Origin of the sequence: Amycolatopsis samaneae, assembly GCF_039541975.1 — a bacterium.
Taxonomy (GTDB): Bacteria; Actinomycetota; Actinomycetes; order Mycobacteriales; family Pseudonocardiaceae; genus Amycolatopsis; species Amycolatopsis samaneae.
Genome location: NZ_BAABHG010000004.1, coordinates 169,081 through 186,600 on the forward strand (window position 1 = coordinate 169,081; position 17,520 = coordinate 186,600).

The window sequence follows — 17,520 nt, forward strand, 5'->3', positions numbered from 1 at the left end:
CTTCAGCTCCCGTGCGCAAAGTGGGCCCGTCCGGAGAGGACGGGCCCACTTTTGGTGGTACGGAAGGCTTTACTTCTCCGGTTCCGGAGCGGAGACCTGGAGGACGCGGGCGGGGCGCCAGCCACGGCGGCGGCCGGACCGGTAGAGCCGGGTCAGCAGCACCGCGGCCAGCGCCACGCAGCCCGCGCCGATCACCCCCACCACGGCCAGCACCGGCCCGAGCTCGTCGCGCGGTGTCGCGCCGACGCCGCGGGCGTCGGGCGGGACGACGGCGGCGGGCTGCCCGGCGGCCCCCTCTTCGGGGAGCACGGCCGTCACCGCCGCCATCGGGTTCACCGTGCCCCAGCCCAGCGCCGGATCCGGCAGCTGCGCGGCCGGATGCGCGGCGGTGGTGAGCAGCCGGTGCTTGACCTGCGCGGCGCTCAGCGTCGGGCGGTAGGCACGCACGAGCGCGGCGGCCCCGGCGACGAACGGGGCGGAGTAGCTCGTGCCCTGACCCTGCCAGTGCCCGGGACCACCCGGCCCGAGCCCGAGCACGTTGACCCCGGGCGCCACCAGTGACACGAACGGCCCGGTCTGGGAGAACTCGGCGTGCTGGCCAGCCTCGTCCACCGCGCCGACCGCGATCACCGACGGGTAGGCCGCCGGATAGGTCACCGGGTCGCCCTTCTTCGCGCTGTTGGCGGCCGAGGCGACGAGCACGACGTCATGGCTCGCGGCGTAGTCGACCGCGGCGGCGAGCTGCGCGTTCTGCTCGGCGGTACTGGCCGAAACGTTGATCACCCGCGCGCCGCCGTCGACCGCGGCCCTGATCCCGAGCGCCATGCCCTCCGGCGTCAGCGCGCCTTCCTTCTTCGGATCGTCCGTGGTCGCGCAACGGACCGGCAGGATCTGCACCCCGGGCGCCATCCCGGCGTACCCGGTGCCGTTGACCGGGGCGGCGGCGATGATGCCCGCCACGAAGGTGCCGTGCCCGTAACAGTCGTTGTCGGCGGGGCCCCGGTCCGGTTTGGTCGTGTCGATCCCGCGCAGCACGGTGCCGCCCCGCAACTGCGGCACCGAACCGTCGACGCCGGTGTCGACCACAGCCACCGTGACCCCCGCGCCGTTGGTCAGCGGCCAGACCCGCTCCGGCGCGAGCTGACGCTGTGCCCACGGCACCGAGGGATCGGTGATCCGGGGCGGGGACAGGCATTCCACCTGCTTGTCCGATTTCCCCGACGGCGGCGGCGCCCCGGACGAGCCCGGTGGCAGCGCCGGCGAGGACGGCGGCGCGGCCGGGGACGTCGGTGCCGCGTACGCGGGCGTGCCCATGGCGAGCACGCCGACGGCGACCAGCACCGCGGCCTTCACCGTGGACCGCGCGGAACTGTTCACGACGCCACCGCGACGGGCTTGCCCTCGCCCGCGGCCTCGTCCCGCCAGAGCACCATCGAGGTGGTGAGCCGGGCGATCGTGTCCGGGTCCTCGACGAGCCGCAACGCGGCGCTGCGCCGTCCTTCAAGCACGCTGTCGAGTTTCGCCAGCACCGCGCGGTCGCGGTCGTCGAGGTCGGCCGACTCCAGCTTCTCCCCTGGCGCCAGCTCACGGAACAGGACCGCGACCTTCGGCGCGGACAGCGCGTCCGGATCGTCCTCTGGTTCCTCCTGCTCGTCGTCCGGCACGGACCGGATGGCCAGCGTCTTGAACCGGGCGCCCGCGGTGAACACCGCTTCGCCGACCGGACGGCTCAGCATCAGTTCCGAGGTGCGGCGCGCGGAAGCGGGCCAGATCAGCACGTCGAGGTCGGCGCCGGGCACGGTGACGTCGAGATCCATGCTGGCGGCGAGGAAACCCGGCTCGGTGAGCACGGTGCCGGGATCGCCCCGGTGTTCGAGCGACTCGGACACCCTGCCCTGGCGCAGCACCGCGCGCCGATGCGTGGGCAGCCGTCGCAGGCCCGACATCAGGCAGGGGATGTGCCCGTCCAGCACCGCGCCCTCGCCGGTGCGCAGCGCGCCGTTGACCAGGTTCGCGGCCCCCTCGCCCCGGCTGAGGTACAGGCAGACCGCGACGTAGTCGGCCTTGCCCGCGGGCGAGTCCTCCGCGCGCATCGACGGCCAGGTGGCCAGCGCCGCGTTCACCGTGGCGAGCGCGATGCCGAAGTCCTCCCCCGCGGCCGCGACGAACCGGTTCTGCTCGCCGGTGGTGCTGTCCCGCGCCGGCACCTCGACCGGCCGGATCGCCGGGGACGACGACGGCGGGCCGGGTTCCCGGTCGACCGGCGGCGCGGGCGGCTCCTCGACGGGCGGAGCCGGCGGGCTCGCGGGCGGCGCCACCTCGGCGTCGGCCGCCGCCTCCGGCTCGGCGTGGACCGCTTCGGTACGCAGGGTCGCTTCTTCCGGCTCCTCGCGGAACTCTTCGCGCGGCGGTGTGGGCGGTGCCGGCGGCGGGGGCGGCGGGGGCTTCGGCGCACCGGCCACAGTGGACGTCGGCAGCCCACTGGACACAGTGGACACCGGCGCGCCCGAGCTGGTCATGATCGACGGCGGCGCGGCCGCGGCGGGCCGGGCCGGGGGTGGCGGGCTCGCGGGCGGCGGGCTCCCCCCACCCGGCCCGGACGGCGGCATCGGGCCAGACCCCGGCACTGGTGGCGTGCCCGGAACCGGACCGACGAAGGCACCCGGCACGGCGGGCACCAGCGCATTCGCCGCCATCCAGTCCGTACCTGCCCGCACGGGCACGAAATCCCCCTGCCCCGGCGGAATCGCACCGTCCATTGCGGACGGTGCGACCGGCGGCGCCTGCGCGGCCGGGACCGAGGGCAGCATCTCGGCGGGAACCACCGGCACCACCGGCTCGGCCGGAACACCGGGGATCGCGGGAGTCAGCGCGCCACCGGGCGGCGCACGGAACGGCCGGGCGCCACCCACCTGCCCGGCACCGTCCATTGCGGACGGCGGGGAGACCGGTGGCACCGGCACCACCGGACCGGCGGGCGGCATGGGCCGGACACCCGCCGCCCAGCCCGTACCGGACGACGCACCCGGCGCGGCCGGGGCCGAAGGCAGCATCTCGGCGGGAACCACCGGCACCACCGGCACCGCCGGAACGCCGGGAATCGCCGGGGTCAGCGCACCGCCGGACGGCGCGGGGAACGGCCCGGCAACGTCCGCTCCGCCAGCCACCTGACCGGCGCGATCCATTTCGGACAGTCGCGAGACCGGTGGCGTCGTCCGGGCCGGGGCGTCGGGAAAAGCCGGGACGGTGGGAAGCATCGGGTGGGCACTCGCCACCGCCTGGTCCGGGCCGGAGGGGGCCATCCGCGGCGGCAGCGCGCCGTCCGATCCCGACGGCGCGGGCCCCGTACCACCCGGCGTGGGCGGGCGGAACGCCGGAACACCCTGCGGCGGAACGGATTTCCGGTCCGCCGCGCGGTGGTCGAGCGCGTGCGCGGCCTCGCCGTCGGGGACGCCGGCCATCCGGACCCGCACCGCCGCCCGCTCCTCGTCCGGGAGCGCGGCGAGCAGCTGCTCCGCCGCGGCCAGCACCGGCAGGCCGAGCGGCGCCCCGGCGGCGCCCAGTGTCAGTGTCCAGTGTGCCGGGTCGAACGGCGCCGCCTCCGCGTCCGGATCGGGATCGCCGTCCTCGGCACGCAGCACCAGCCCGGCGGGCACGACGTCGGCGAGCACCGGCACGCCGTCTTCCCCGGTGAACCGGTAGGAGCGCTGCCCTGCCCGCTCCCAGCCGGGCGGGGGTTGCGTGACGGCGAGCACCTGCTGGTCCCCGCCGCTCGCGGACTGCCGCAGCACGATCGGGAAGGGCTGGAACCGCCCGCCCGGCACGACGGTCGTGCCGCCGAGCTGCGGTCCGGCGCTGAACACGATATCCCGCGAGAGGCGCAGCGCCAGCTCGATCTGCCAGGTGTGCTTCGCGGCCTCCGGTGTCGCGGGGACCACCATCACCGGGTGCGGCGGGAATCCTTCGAGCAGCGCGGCGACCTCGGCCACGGTCGGGACCGTGACGATGATCTTGGGGAACCGCTGGTTGACCGCGATGTCGAAGGCGATGTCGACGGCGGTGGTCCCGTCCGCCGCCGCGGGACGGACCAGCAGGCCGCAGGGCACCGGCACGGCCACGACGCCGTCGAGGGTGACCGGGCTGGCCGGCGCCCACGACTCCCAGTCCGGCACCGGGATCCGGGCCCCCTCGAAGCTCACCGTCCGGTCCGGGTGGAACCGGTGCCAGCCGGTGCCGCCCGCGCCGTGGCCCGCGTACAGCGCGGCACCCGGCATCGCCGCGATCCCGCCGTCGGGCGCGACGATCTCGACGCCGAGTTCCCCGGCGAGGCGCTGGGCCGCCTCGGTGTCCGCGGCGAGGCCGCCGACACCGAGCCACAACGTCTCGACACCGGTCAGGCGCTCGCGCAGGAGACCGGGCAGCGCGGACACCAGTGACGGCACCCGGTGCGCACCGGGGGTGGCCAGCACGAGCAGCTCACCGTCGGACAGCGGTGCCGCGCCGATGCGCGGCTGCTCGAGTCCCGCCTCGTCACGGTGCCGGACGAGCACGTGCCGCTCGCGCGACTCGTGCTCCTCGACGACCAAGAGGCCGGGGTCTTGCTGATCCATCGTCTCTCCTCCTCCGCACGGCTCACCTCGTCGGCATGGCTCACCTCATCGAGAGCAGGTCGTCCTCGGTCAGCAGGGTGAGGTCCGCGGTGTCGGCGGTGGCGGCCGCGGCGAGCCGGGAGGCCTGCCGGTCGGTCATCCGCTCGAACACCCGCCGCGCGGTACGCCCGTTGCCGAACGTGCCGTCCTTCGGGATCTCTTCGAAATACTTCAGCAGTGCCGCGCTCGCGCTCTCGGTGAGGCGGTAGTCGTGCTTGCTGCACTGCGCGCGCACGATCGTCACCAGCTCGTCCGCCGTGTAGTTGGCGAACTCGATGGTGCGGCTGAACCGGGATTCCATCCCGGGGTTGGCGGAGAGGAACTCGTTCATCTCCTTGGAATAGCCCGCCGCGATCACGACGACGTCGTCGCGGTGGTCCTCCATCAGCTTCACCAGCGTGTCGATCGCCTCGCGGCCGAAGTCGGGGCCGGTGCCGCCCCCGCCGGAGCTGAGCGCGTAGGCCTCGTCGATGAAGAGCACGCCACCGAGCGCGGTGTTGAACACCTCGGTGGTCTTGATCGCGGTGCCACCGATGATCTGGGCGACCATGTCGGCCCGCGCCACCTCGACGAGGTGCCCCTCGCGCAGCACGCCGAGCTGCGCGAGGATCTGGCCGTACAGCCGGGCGATGGTGGTCTTGCCGGTACCGGGCGCCCCGGCGAAGACCAGGTGCCGCGCCATCGGCGGAGCGGACAGCCCCGCGTCGATCCGCCGCTTCGCCATCTTGTTCAGGTTGACCAGCGACGTCACTTCGCTCTTCACCCCGGCCAGCCCGACCAGCCCCTGGAGCTCCTCCAGCGGATCGGTGCCGGGCGCCGGGCGCCTCGGCCCGGCGCCGGCGGGCGCGGCGGGCGGGGTGGCCCCGGCGGAGGCGGCGGTGCCGTACGCGTCGTTCGCGAGGTTGCCGCCGCTGATCAGCTCCAGCACCTCGATCGCCTTGCTCGGCCGCAGCTGCCGGACACCGCTGCCGTGGTTGTCCCGGACCGTGCAGCCCTTCACCGAGACCGATTCCCCGGTCTCCAGCAGGATCCCGTCGGCGGAACCGCCGGAGAACTCGGAGTCGAGCACGCTGCCGGACGCGCCCTCGGCGAACGTGCAGCCCGCGCCCTTGCTTTCCTGGACCCGGCAGCGCGTCATCGACAGGTCCGCGCCCGCGCCCGCGTGCACCCCCTCGGCGCCCGAGCGGAGCAGCTGGCTGTCGGACAGCGAGAGCGCCGCGCCGACCACCCGGACCCCGGCGTCGGCGAGGTCGCGGGTGTTCAGCCCGCTCACCGACGGCCGCGCCGCGCCCGACACGGACAGGCCCACCCCGGCCCCGCCGTCGATCTCGATGTTCTCCAGCCTGCCGCGGGCACCGCCGTCCACCTCGATGGCCGCGCCGTCGCAGCCCCGCACCTGGAGCCTGCGGAAGAACGGGTCGGAGCCGTCGTCGATCCGGACACCGGAGGAGGTGCACCCGGAGACGGAGACCTGGGCGAACTCCGGCAGGCTCCGTTCGGTCACCCCGATCCCGATACCGTCCACATCGGACACTTCGCAGCCGCTGACGGAACCGGAAGCCCGCCCGGCGAAGTGCAGGCCACGCCCCCTGGTCCCGCGGACCCGGCAGCCGCGCAGCGCCGGCGCGCAGCCCTCGGCGACGAAGACCCCCTCGGCACCCGCGCCGTCGACCGCGCAGTCCTCCAGCATCACCTGCTCCGAGGTGGCCAGGTAGAAGCCGATCGCGGCCGTGTCGCGCACGCCGAGCCTGGTCGCGGTCAGCGCGGCCTGCTGCTCCACCGCGATCGCGGGCTTGCCCGATCCGGTCACCACGGTGTCCTCGACGGTGAGCCTGCCCTGGCCGTTGAGGCAGATCCCGTTGGCCGCGGCGGGACCCACCGTGCTGGACCGCACCAGCAGCGTGCCCTGCTCGGCCACCACGACGGCCGAGGTACCCAGATCGGCCAGCTTGCAGTTGTCGAGCACGCCACCCTCGGGCGAGGTGACCACGACCCCGGCGCCGGCGCCGTTGCGCACCTCGCTGGAGCGCATGAGCAGGGTGCCGCGGTCGCGGACGAAGACCGAGGTCCAGCTCGACGCCTCGACCACGCACTCGGTGACGCTGAGCTGGCCGCTCATCACGAGCACCGCCGGGCTGTCCGCGTCGGCGGCGACCACGGTGACGCCGGACAGCGCCGCCGAATCCGCCTGCAACGACACGGTGACGCCGGTGGCCGCGACGATCCAGACCGTGCCCGGCCCGTCCTCCGCGGTGATGGTGACCGGCTTGGTCAGCACCAGGTTCTCGGTGTAGCGCCCCGGACCGACCACGATCACCGCCCCGTCGTGCGCGCGGTCGATCGCCTCGCCGATCGTGCGGTGCCCCTGCCCCGGTGTCTGGGTGACCGCGATGACGTTACTGCTCACAACTCCTCCATAGTCCCGGCCTCACGCGCCGAGCGGTTGCGGCCGCCCGCCGAGATCGGACGTGGCCAGCCCGTGCCGCGTCCGGCACCCGGCCTTGGCGAACAACCTCGTCAGGTGTTTCGCCACGGTCTTCTCACTCATCCGCACCGCGTGCGCGATCTGCCGGTTCGTCCGGCCGAGGCGGATCAGCTCGATGATCCGCAGTTCGGTTTCCGACAGGTCCTCGTCGCGGTCGCGTTGTTCCTGGACGACGCCGCCGCTGCCCTGGAACACCCGCTTGACCCGCGCGGTCAGCCGTGCCGCGCCGATCGACTGCGCGATCTCGAACGCCTCGGCCAGCCACGGCGCCGGTTCCGCGGTGGTGCTGCCGACCAGCTGGCAGGCCAGCGAAAGCTCGAACCGGTTGCCGCCGCCCCGGACGAGGCGCTCGGCCGTTCGCGCCCTGGCGCCGTCGCCGGTGACCAGGCCCTTCACATACGACACCGTTTCCCGCGCTTCGGGACTGTCGTCGCGCGCGTACGTCCGCTCGGTTTCGGCCAGCACCCGGCGCGCCCGCATGACCTCGCCCGACTCCATCGCGATCGCCGCCATCCGGCGCAGCAGCCGCGCGGTGCCGGGGCCGCCCGCGGCCCGCTCGCCCGCGCTCAGTGCCCCCGCGCTGTTCCCGGTCTGGTGCAGCCAGCCGGCCACCACCCAGGACCACAGCGCCGGGAAGGCGCAGTCCGCGGCGGGCACGGAGTCCAGCCAGGCCGCCGCGCGCTGGTCCTCGCCGCGCCACGAGCACATCTCCGCGGCGTGCAGGCGGGCGCTCTGCCGGGCGAGCGTGTCCGCGTGGGGGTCGAGCTCCAGCTCCCGCGCCGCGCTCAGCGCCGCCGTCCAGTCGCCGTCGGCGTACCCGGCGAGCACCCGGTGGTAGGCGGCGAGCGGCCCGTCGGCCGGGGTGCCGAAGTCCGCGCCGAGCACCGAGGCGAGCACCGGGACCAGGTCGCGCAGGGCGAAGGCGTGTTCGACGCCGACGGTCCGGCGCTCGATCGTCGGCAGGGCGAGCGAGCTCCGCAGCGGCGCGAAGGCCGTTTCGACCTCGCCGATGGTGAGGTCGCCGGCACCGGCGAACCACCGGTCGCAGAACTCGAGCGCGGCGGGCACCCGCCCGTCCCGCGTCACCGCGGCGCGGACGGACGCGGGGACCGGGCGTCCCGAGTGGAGCGCGGCCAGCGCGGCCGCCGCCGCGAGGTCGGCGGGATCCAGTTCCCCGGCGGGGACCTCGCCGACGAACCGCGCCAGCCGCGCGTAGTCCGCCGTACGGACGAAGCGGCGCACCAGCTCGACCGCCGCGCGGGACCGGTCCTCGCCGTCCTCGGTGTGCCACCAGGCCGCGTACCACCTGGCCGTGTCCGGTGCGCCGTCGCGCAGTCCCGCGGCCACCTCCGGGCGCCGCGGCACCGCCGTGCCCGCCGCCGCGAGGTGCCGGGCGAGCACGTGCGGCCGCGCGCCGTCCGCGTCGAGCAGTTCCCCCGCGACGGCCTCGTGCAGCGGCGCACTCCCGTGCTCCGCCACGGCGGCGCCCAGCGCGGGACAGCGGACGCTCAGCCGTCCCTCGCCGTCGGCATCGAGCACCCCGGCCCGGACCAGCCGGTCGGCCGCCCTGCCGTACTCGGCCGTCGACCGGCCGGTGGCGGCGGCCAGCAGCGGGATCTCGTCCACCCCGAAGGCGGTGTCCCCGGCCAGCCGCACCAGATCGCGGCCGAGGTCACCGCAGCGCTCCAGCGCGACGAGCAGCGGATGCTCCGGCGACAGCGCGACCGGCGTCCCCGGATCGCGCAGGCACACGTGACCGTGCACCGTGACCAGCCGCCCCCGGCGGCGCAGATCGGCCACTGTGGACACCACGGTGCCGGGATTCCCGTACAACGCGCCGAGACCCTCGCGCACCGCGCGCCGGAGCCCGTCGTCGACCGGCAGCCCCACGGCCTGCCGGAGCACGCCGTCGGCGTCCTCGGCGGACAGCGCGCCGAGCTCGATCGTCAGGTCGGCCACCTCGCCGAGGCCGGTGTCGTCGGCGCACGCGGCGAACACCGGGCAGCCCGCGTGCCGGGCCGCGGCGAGGCCGATGGCGGGCTGGGCGAGACCGTCGGCGTCGTCGACGAGCACGGCGGCCGGGCCCAGCCTGCGGAACACCGTGCCCAGCGCGTTGACCAGCCGCGAGCGCTCCCAGGCGGACTCGTACCCGGCGGGGACGCACAGCCGGCTCAGCGCGTCGATCGCCTCGGTCAGCCGCGCGCGGCCACCGAGGTCCTCGAATCGCTCACGGATCGCGTCGAGGACGATCCGGACACCGAACCGGTCCCACTCCGGGTGCCGCGCCGCACCGGACAGTTCGAGGACGAAAACCCCGCGCCGCGCCAGTTCGGCACCCGCCCGCGCGAGCACGGCGCCGCGGCCGCTGCCCGGCTCGCCGCGCAGCACGACCAGGCCCCGGCTCTCCGCCGCCGCCCCGAGCGCGGCCAGTTCGGCCTGCCTGCCCACGAGCCCCGCGCGCTGCCGTCCCATCCCGATGTTCCTCCCGCTGCCCAAGGCTGCTCTTCACCGGTCCGCCCCGGTCCACAGCGGACCGGGGCGTTCCGTGGACCAAGCATCCCGACACTCACTTCATGCCTTCTCTACGCGATCTCTATCCGCGGCTGACCAGGTCACCGACAGCGCGCCGCCCTCCCGCATCGCGGCCGACAGCTCGATCCGGGACCGGTAGCCGGTCCGCGCGAACAATCGGCTGAGCCGGTTCTCCACACTCTTCTCACTGACGCGCAGGGCCATCGCGAGTTGCCTGTTGGTGAGTCCGTCGGCGACGAGGACGGCCAGCAGGTGCTCGCTTTCGGCGGCCGTGCGCGTGCGGCCGGGTACGACGATCGCGTGCTCCCGCATGAGATTGCGCAGCCACGAACGGTATAGCAGGGCGTCGATCGCGTCGAGGTGTTCGTACGCCGCGCTCAGCAGCCCGGGATCGGCGGCCCCGTGCCGGACCAGTTTTTCCGACACCGTGGCGATTTCGAAGGGCTGCCCGCGCCGTCGCGCCAGGTCGAGACACTCCTCCGCGCGCGCGGGGTCACCGTCCACAAGAGACCCGACGAGCGCGGCGTGCAGTCTGACGCGGGAGGTCGGCATCGTACGGGCGAGGTCCTCGATCGCGCCGAGGCACCGCTTCGCCTCGTCGTGATCACCCGCCTGTAACGCCAGGTCGGCGAGTTCGGCCCAGCACAGGTCGGTGCCGACGGCGAGGCCCCGCTCGGCCGCGGTCCGCTCGCAGTCGAGGAGTTTCGCCCGCGCCGCCTCGCTTTCCCCGAGCGCCCGCTGGATCTGCGCGTCGGCGATGTCGAGCAGATGGCCCAGCCGAGGGCCCGCCTCCCGCGCGGCGGTCAGCGTTTCCCGTGCCGCGCTCAGCTTTCCCTGCGCCACCAGCATCGCGATGATCGTCTGCTGCATCGCCGAGTACCCGATGTGGTAGCCGCGGTGCGCCCCGCCCGTCCTGGCCCGCCTGGCCAGATCGACGGCGAGGTCGGCCTCGCCCCGCATCGCGGCGAGCGTAGCGCGGTCGCACAACGGCGTCCCGCCGGGCTCCTGACCGGCCAGCAGCTCGCCCGCGCGCTCGGCGTCGCCGAGGACCAGCAGCGCCGCCGCCCGCGAGGTCACCAGCTCGGCGCGGTGCCTGCGCACGGCCCTCGGCCCGGCGCCCTCCGGCGCGGGAAAGTCGCGTTCGGACAGCTTCTCGACCAGGTCACCATGGCCGGTCCACAGCGCGGCGTGCGCTTCGAGCAGCGACCCGTGCAGCACGGTCGTGGCGCTCCCGGTTCGCCAGCGCTCCCCGCTCTCCCCGAGCACGGCACGCACCTCGCCCCAGCGGTCCAGCATGCCCAGCGCCAGTGCCCTGGTCACCGGGCGCTGGCTGGGGTCCTCCCGCCAGCCGCGCCAGGATTCGGCGATCTTGCCGAGGAATTCGTCGTCCCCGGTGCTCTTGAGCGCCCGCACCGCGATCACCTGGAGTTCCTGTGCCACGTCCGGCGCGAGCTGATCGGCGAAGCCGGTCAGCAGCACCTGGGCGCCGCGAAGACTGCCCTCGTGGTAGCCGCGGGCGTGGCAGATCTCGGTGTGCGCGAGCAGCGCCGTCACCCGCCGCGCCGGGGTCTCCGCGAGCTCGATCGCCGCGCCGAGCCAGCGGGAGGCCCGCCACGGCAGCCGGTCACCGACCTCCGCCGCCCGCTCCAGCAGCGTGTCGAAGGCGAGATCGGGATCGATCAGCCGCCCGGCGTCGGCCACGAGATCGGTGAAGTAGTCCCGATCCGCGCAGTGTGCCTCGCCCGCCCACACCGCGGTGACCGCCCTGGCGGCGAGCTGTCTGCGGGCGAAGGGGCCCATGGCGGCGGTGAGCGCGATGGCCAGTACCGGCACCGGCACGCGCCACGAGTGCCCGTGGCGGCCCCGGTGCAGGACGCCCTCCCGGCGCAGGTCGTCCAGCAGCGCCACGGCCTCGGGCTCGCTCGTTTCGAGGGCCTCGGCGACCAGCCGCGGCACCGCCGCGCCGAGCGGTGCGAGCACACAGGCCGCGGTCGCCGCCGCGGCGGCCTTCGGGTGCAGGCCGCGGGCGAAGCGGGGGAACTCGTTGTCCGGTGGGCAGTCCACCGGCCGTGCCAGCGGCGCGAGGTAGGCCCGGTCGCCTGCCTGCCGCACGGCCCCGTTGTGCCGCAGCACGTCGATCGCGTCGTGGACCGCCGCCGGGATCCCCCGGGACAGCTCACCGATCCTGGCGACCAGTTCGGCGTCGGGCCTGACCCGCGTCACCGCCGCGAAGGTCCGGCCGGTCTCGCTCGCCGACATCGGCCGCAGCCGGACCGGGGACACCAGCCCGGCACCACGCAGGTCACGCAGCCAGCCGAGGTGTTCGGCGGGCAGCGGGGTGCGGATCGCGCAGACGCACACCGCGCCGGTGCCGGACAGCCGGTGCGCCAGCGCGCCGAGCACGGCGCGGGAGTCCTCGTCGATCCACTGCGCGTCGTCGACCAGCAGCACGGCCTCCCGGCCCCCGCGCAGCAACGCGGTGGCCGCCGCGGCGGCGGCCCGTCGCGCGATCTCCGGCTCCCGGTGCGCGCCGGCCACCGGGCCGAGCGGCGCCGGGCCCGGCTCGGCGCCGGGCAACCGGACCGGGACGACGTCGCCGTCGCGGGTGAAGCGGATCGCCGACACCCGCGCGCCGTGCCGGGACAGCGTTTCCCCGATCCTGCCCAGCGTCGTGGTACGCCCGATCCCGGCGGGACCGGTGACCGGCACGAGCGGCCGGCCCGAGGCGAGAGCGGTGAGTACGGCGTCCACGCCCGTATCATGCTGTTCGCACGGCCACCGGAGCGCGCGCTGAGCGGGGATCGATGACTTTCGGCGCGTGAGGGGTGCCCAAACTACTTGCCCCGGGTCCCGGGCGGACCACTGAGCTAAGTGGTTCGTTCCCCTCCGTTCATTCAGTAGTAACATCGCTCAATGGAGCTGAGGCAGGTCGAGCACTTCCTCGCCGTGGCGCGGTGCGGCAGCTTCACCGCCGCCGCGCGGGAGGTGCACGTCGTCCAGTCCGCGCTGAGCGCGTCGGTCCGCAAGCTCGAAGCCGAGCTGGGCACACCGCTGTTCGAGCGCACCACCCGCCGGGTGGCGCTGACCGCGGCGGGCGAGGCGCTGCTGCCGCGGGCGCACCGGATCGTCGCCGACGTCGTCGCGGCGCGGGGCGAGGTCGCGGCGGTGGCCGGGCTCGCCCGCGGCCGGGTGTCGATCGGCACCATCCAGACGCTGACCGTGGTGGACCTGCCCGCCCGGCTCGGCGAGTTCCGGGTGCGCTACCCCGGCGTCCGCATCCACGTGCGGGAAAGCCTCGTCCCCCTGCTGGCGACGGCGGTCGTCCACGGTGAACTCGATCTGTCCTTTCTGGCCGGCGACGAGCCACTGCCGGAGGGCCTGCACGGGTTCGCGCGGTGGAGCCAGGCACTGGTACTGCTGTGCCATCCCGGCCACCGGCTGGCCCGGCGGCGCCGCGTCCGGCTCGCCGAGCTGGACGACGAGCCGTTCGTCGAGTTCAGCGGCAGCGGCCTGCAGGAGATGATCGCCCGCGAGCTCGCCGAGGCGAACATCCGGCACAACCGGGTGTGCGAGGCCACCCACATGCCGCTGCTGGTCGACCTCGTCGCGGCCGGCCTCGGCGTCACCGTCGTCCCCCAGCCGGTCGCCGAACGCTCCGGCCTGCCGTTCGCCCGTTTCGAACCGGCGCTCGGCCGGGCCATCCACCTCGCGGGCCGGGGCCAGGAGCTGACCAATCCCGCCGCCAGGGCCCTGCTGAGTCACCTGCTGTCCTGACCCCCGCGCCCCGTCTACAATGGACATTCAGGGCCGCGATGCCCCACCCCGGTTGCCCGATCGGTTCCCGATCCCGGCCCGAACGGGCAACAACCTTCCCGTGCCGTTCCCCCGACCAGCGGTTTCCCCCGGCCGTGTGCCACCCTCCGGCCCATCTTGTCCGTTCCTGTCCACCCGGCCGACTTTCCGTCGTCGTAGCCTGACGGCACACTTCTCCCCCGGAGACGCGATGCCGCTCGCGTCCCGACGGCTGCTTCGGCAGGACGGAGACATCGTTGACACCGCCATCGACACCCCGGACCAGTGATGCCCGCAGAGGATGACGAGCTCAGGGTCGCCCTCCTCGGCCCGGTGACCGCGCACCGGGCCGGTGCCGAACTCCCGCTCGGCCCGCCCCGGCAGCGCGCCGTGTTCGCCGTGCTCGCCCAGCGCGCGGGCAGGCCGGTGCCCCGTGCCGAGCTGCTGTCCGCGATCTGGGGCGCCGAGCCGCCCGCCAGTGCGACCGGCAACATCCACACCTACGTCTCCGGGCTGCGGCGCGCGCTCGAACCGCGGCGCGGCCGCTGGGCCGCGGGCGAACTGCTCACCAGCACGCCCGCCGGGTACACCCTGAACGTCGACGGCGACCACGTCGACGTCACCCGGTTCGAGCGGCTGATCCGGCAGGCACGCGGCGAGGACACGCCGGAGGCCACGACCGGGCTCCTGGACGAGGCGCTGGCGCTGTGGCGCGGCGAACCGCTGTCCGGACTGCCCGGCCCGTTCGCCGAGCAGGAACGCGCTCGCCTCGGCGAACTGCGCGTCACCGCGCACGAGCTGCGCGCCGAAGCCCTGCTCGACCTGGACGGCCACAACGAACTCGTGCCCGGCCTGCTCGCACTGGTGCACGAAAACCCGCTGCGCGAACGGCTCAGCGAGCTGCTCATGCTCGCGCTCTACCGCGACGGGCAGCACGCCAAGGCGCTCGACGTCTTCCGGGACGTGCGGGCACGGCTGCGCGCGGACCTCGGCGTCGAGCCCGGCCCCGGCCTGCGCGAGCTGCACTCCCGAATCCTGACCCAGGACCCCGGTCTCGAACCGCGCCGGAGCGAGCCCGCGCCCGCGCCGGTGCCCACGCACGAACCGCTGCTCGCCCTGCCCGCGCAGATCGCGCGGCGGCGGCAGGCCGCGGCGAACGCCACCTTCGTCGGCCGGGAAGCGGAACTGGCCCTGCTGCGCGGGCTCGTCGACGACGTCCGCGACGGCCGGGGCGGGATGGCCTGGGTCGAGGGCGGGTTCGGGATCGGCAAGTCGGAACTGCTCGTCACCGCGCTGGCCGACGCGCCGGAGCGCGGCTGCCAGCTCGGCTGGGCGATCGCCGACGAGCTGTCCGGCCGGATCCCGTTACAGGTCATGCTGGGCTGTCTCGGTGTCGACAAGGAGACCGGCGACCCGGCGCCGCGGTTCGGCCTGTTCGACCAGCGCGACGGCGAGGACCGCGACCCGGCGCTCGCCACGGTCGGGCGGCTGCTGGCGCTGATCGACGAGTTGTGCGCGCGGGGCCCGCTGGTGCTGGTGGTCGACGACATGCAGTGGGCCGACGAGGCCAGCGTCCTGCTGTGGCACCGGCTCACCGCCGCGACCCGGCAACTGCCCCTGCTGCTGATCGCCGCGGCGCGCCCGATCCCGCGCACCCCGCAGCTCGTCCGGCTGCGCCAGGCGGTGGAGAGCCGGGGCGGCACGATCGCCGACCTGGCCCCGCTCACCGACGAGCAAACCCTGGAACTGGAAAAACGGCTGCTGGGCGCGGAACCCGGCCCGGAACTGCGGGACCTGGTCGAGCGCACCACCGGAAATCCGCTCTACATCACCGAACTCACCGGCACCCTGATCCGTGAGCACGCGCTGCGCACCGAGTCCGGGATCACCGATCTCGCCGACAGCAGCACCTACACCGCGCCGCGCGGCCTGATCGACACGATCCGCCGGAACCTGGACGTGCTCTCGGCCGAGACCCGGGAAGCCCTGCGCTGGGCGGCGTTGCTCGGCACGGAGTTCACCGTCACCGACATCGCCGCGGTGACCGGGAAACGGCCGACGGAGCTGTTCGCGGCGTTCGAGGAGTCCGTCGCGGCCACCGTGATCGTCGACTCCGACACCCACCTCGCGTTCCGGCATCCCTTGCTGCGCCAGGCCTTCTACGACGGCATCCCGGCGGGCGCGCGGGCCGCGCTGCACCGACAGGCCGCCGAGGCACTGTCCACAGTGGGCGCCTCGGTGACCCGCGTCGCCGAACAGGTCGCCGCGACGCCGGTGACCGACCCCTGGGTGCTGCAATGGCTGGTCGACCACGGCACCACGGTCGCGAACCGGGCGCCGCTGCTGGCCGCGGAACTGCTCGGCCGCGCGCTGGAGGCCTGCCCGCTGCGCGATCCCCGGCGCGAGGTCCTCGCCCACGCCCTCGTCAAGGTGCTGTTCCGGCTGGAACGCCGTCCGGAGGAGGAGGCGCGGACCGCGCTCGCGATCGCCACCGATCCCTACCGCGCGGCGGAAATGCGCCAGCTGCTCGCCGCGATGCGCTATCGGCGCGGCGACGTCGAGGGCGCGGTCCGCACCGTCGAGAACGCCGTCGACGATCCGGAAGTCCCGGAGATCTGGCGACAGCGGCACCGGCATCTGCTCGCCAACTTCCGGCGCGGCGGGCTCGACGACCTCGACGCGGCCGAGAACGCCGCGCGCCAGGCGCTGGCAGCCGCGGACGGCGACGCCTACCTCACCGCGCACGCACTCCAGACCCTGTGGCTGACCTCTTCGGTACGACGGCACCACGACACCGCGCTCAAGCACATCGACAACGCGCTCGACGTCGCCGGGCGCGGCGGTGACCTCGCCGAGCTCGAACTCGACCTGCTCGACAACCGGCTGTTCACGTTGCAGAACATGGACCTGCTGCCCGAAGCCGACGAAACGCTGCGGCGTGCCAGGCGGATCGCGATCAGCCACGCCTTCGGCAACGAACTACAGGTCCCCGCCGCGGTGCACAACTACTGGACCGGGCACTGGAACGAAGCGCTCGTCGAACTCGACACGGTCACCGAGGACGGCCCCGCGATCACCTTCCTCGGCCTGCGCGAACCGCCGGCGGCGGCGTTGCTGCTGCACGGCGTCGCGGCGTACATCGCGGCGCGGCGCGGCGACCGGGTCCAGGCGGCGGCGCACCTCGAAGCCGTCGAGGAGTTCGCGGCGGCGACCAGTTCGGAGCGGGAGAGCATCGACTTCCTGCTCGTCGCGCATTCGCTGACGCTCGAACAGCGCGACCGGCCGGCCGAGGCGCTCGAAATCCTCGAACCGTTGCTCACGCCGGAATTCTCCCCGATGATGCTGCGGCACCAGTGGCTGCCGATGATCGTCCGGCTCGCCGTGGACCTCGGCGCGACCGAGCATGCCGAGCGGGCCATGCGGATCTGCGCGGAGGAAGCCGCGAAGGAACGACCCGCCGCGCGGGCGGCGGCCGCGGCGCAGTGGTGCCGCGGTCTCGTCGACGAGGACCCGGCGCCGGTGCTGGCCGCCGTCGACCACTACCGCCGGGTCGGCCGGGTGGTCGAACTGGGCACCGCGCTGGAGGACGCCGCGGTGCTGCTCGCCCGGCGCGGCGACACCGAGGCGGCGCGGACCGCGTTCGCGGAAAGTTCCGCGCGGTACGCGGACCTGTCCGCGAACTGGGATCTCGAACGCGCCACGGCCCGGCTGGCCGCACTGGGTATCCGCCGGGACACCGCCGCGCCACGGGTCCCCGCTCCTCGTGGCTGGGAATCCCTTTCCCCGGTGGAAATCTCCATCGCGCGGCTGGTCGCCGCCGGGCACTCCAACCCCGCGATCGCCGAGCATCTCGACCTGCCGCGCCGTACCGTGCAGGCACACGTCGCCCGGTTGCTCGGCAAACTCGGGACCACCTCGCGGGATCGTGTCGCCGCGGAGATCGGGGCGCTGGGCAGGCCGGGGGCCGGTACCCGGCACGCGCTTTCCGGGTGAGCACTTCCTGGGTGAGCACTTTTTGGGTGAGCACTTGCCGCACGCTTTTTTCTCCTCCCGGAGAAAATG

The 17,520-nt window shown here is 74.4% G+C and carries 7 protein-coding genes; 2 read left to right on the plus strand and 5 right to left on the minus strand.

Annotation, left to right across the window (positions count from 1 at the left end; all coding sequences use genetic code 11):
• Positions 1-69 precede the first annotated feature (69 nt).
• The 5 genes from mycP to ABD987_RS11165 all read right to left on the minus strand — a co-directional run bounded on the left by mycP (position 70) and on the right by ABD987_RS11165 (position 12,417).
• Positions 70-1,377: a type VII secretion-associated serine protease mycosin gene (gene mycP / locus ABD987_RS11145; RefSeq protein ID WP_345390201.1), complete on the minus strand. Its 1,308-nt coding sequence runs from the start codon at positions 1,375-1,377 to the stop codon at positions 70-72.
• Positions 1,374-4,610, minus strand: a complete 3,237-nt coding sequence (locus tag ABD987_RS11150) for a hypothetical protein (protein WP_345390204.1) — start codon at positions 4,608-4,610, stop codon at positions 1,374-1,376. The genes mycP and ABD987_RS11150 overlap by 4 nt, the downstream gene beginning before the upstream one ends.
• 40 nt (positions 4,611-4,650) lie before the next feature.
• Complete coding sequence (locus tag ABD987_RS11155; RefSeq protein WP_345390207.1) at positions 4,651-7,056, minus strand: right-handed parallel beta-helix repeat-containing protein; 2,406 nt, start codon at positions 7,054-7,056, stop codon at positions 4,651-4,653.
• Positions 7,057-7,077: 21 nt separating this feature from the next.
• Positions 7,078-9,606, minus strand: a complete 2,529-nt coding sequence (locus tag ABD987_RS11160) for a helix-turn-helix transcriptional regulator (protein ID WP_345390210.1) — start codon at positions 9,604-9,606, stop codon at positions 7,078-7,080.
• 99 nt (positions 9,607-9,705) lie between these two features.
• Entirely contained in the window at positions 9,706-12,417 is a 2,712-nt protein-coding gene (locus tag ABD987_RS11165) for a helix-turn-helix transcriptional regulator (protein ID WP_345390213.1), read from the minus strand.
• 162 nt (positions 12,418-12,579) lie between these two features.
• On the opposite strand from ABD987_RS11165, the gene ABD987_RS11170 reads away from it, so the two are divergent.
• On the plus strand, positions 12,580-13,440 hold the full coding sequence (locus ABD987_RS11170) for a LysR family transcriptional regulator (protein ID WP_345390216.1): 861 nt from the start codon (positions 12,580-12,582) through the stop codon (positions 13,438-13,440).
• Between the two features lie 306 nt (positions 13,441-13,746).
• Positions 13,747-17,451: an ATP-binding protein gene (locus tag ABD987_RS11175; protein WP_345390219.1), complete on the plus strand. Its 3,705-nt coding sequence runs from the start codon at positions 13,747-13,749 to the stop codon at positions 17,449-17,451.
• Positions 17,452-17,520 lie beyond the last annotated feature (69 nt).

Excerpts from the sequence above, each read along its gene's own strand:
- ABD987_RS11160 (WP_345390210.1), bottom strand. The coding sequence starts at position 9,606 with ATGGGACGGCAGCGCGCGGGGCTCGTGGGCAGGCAGGCCGAACTGGCC.
- ABD987_RS11150 (WP_345390204.1), bottom strand. The coding sequence starts at position 4,610 with ATGGATCAGCAAGACCCCGGCCTCTTGGTCGTCGAGGAGCACGAGTCG.
- ABD987_RS11170 (WP_345390216.1), top strand. The coding sequence starts at position 12,580 with ATGGAGCTGAGGCAGGTCGAGCACTTCCTCGCCGTGGCGCGGTGCGGC.
- ABD987_RS11175 (WP_345390219.1), top strand. The coding sequence starts at position 13,747 with ATGCCCGCAGAGGATGACGAGCTCAGGGTCGCCCTCCTCGGCCCGGTG.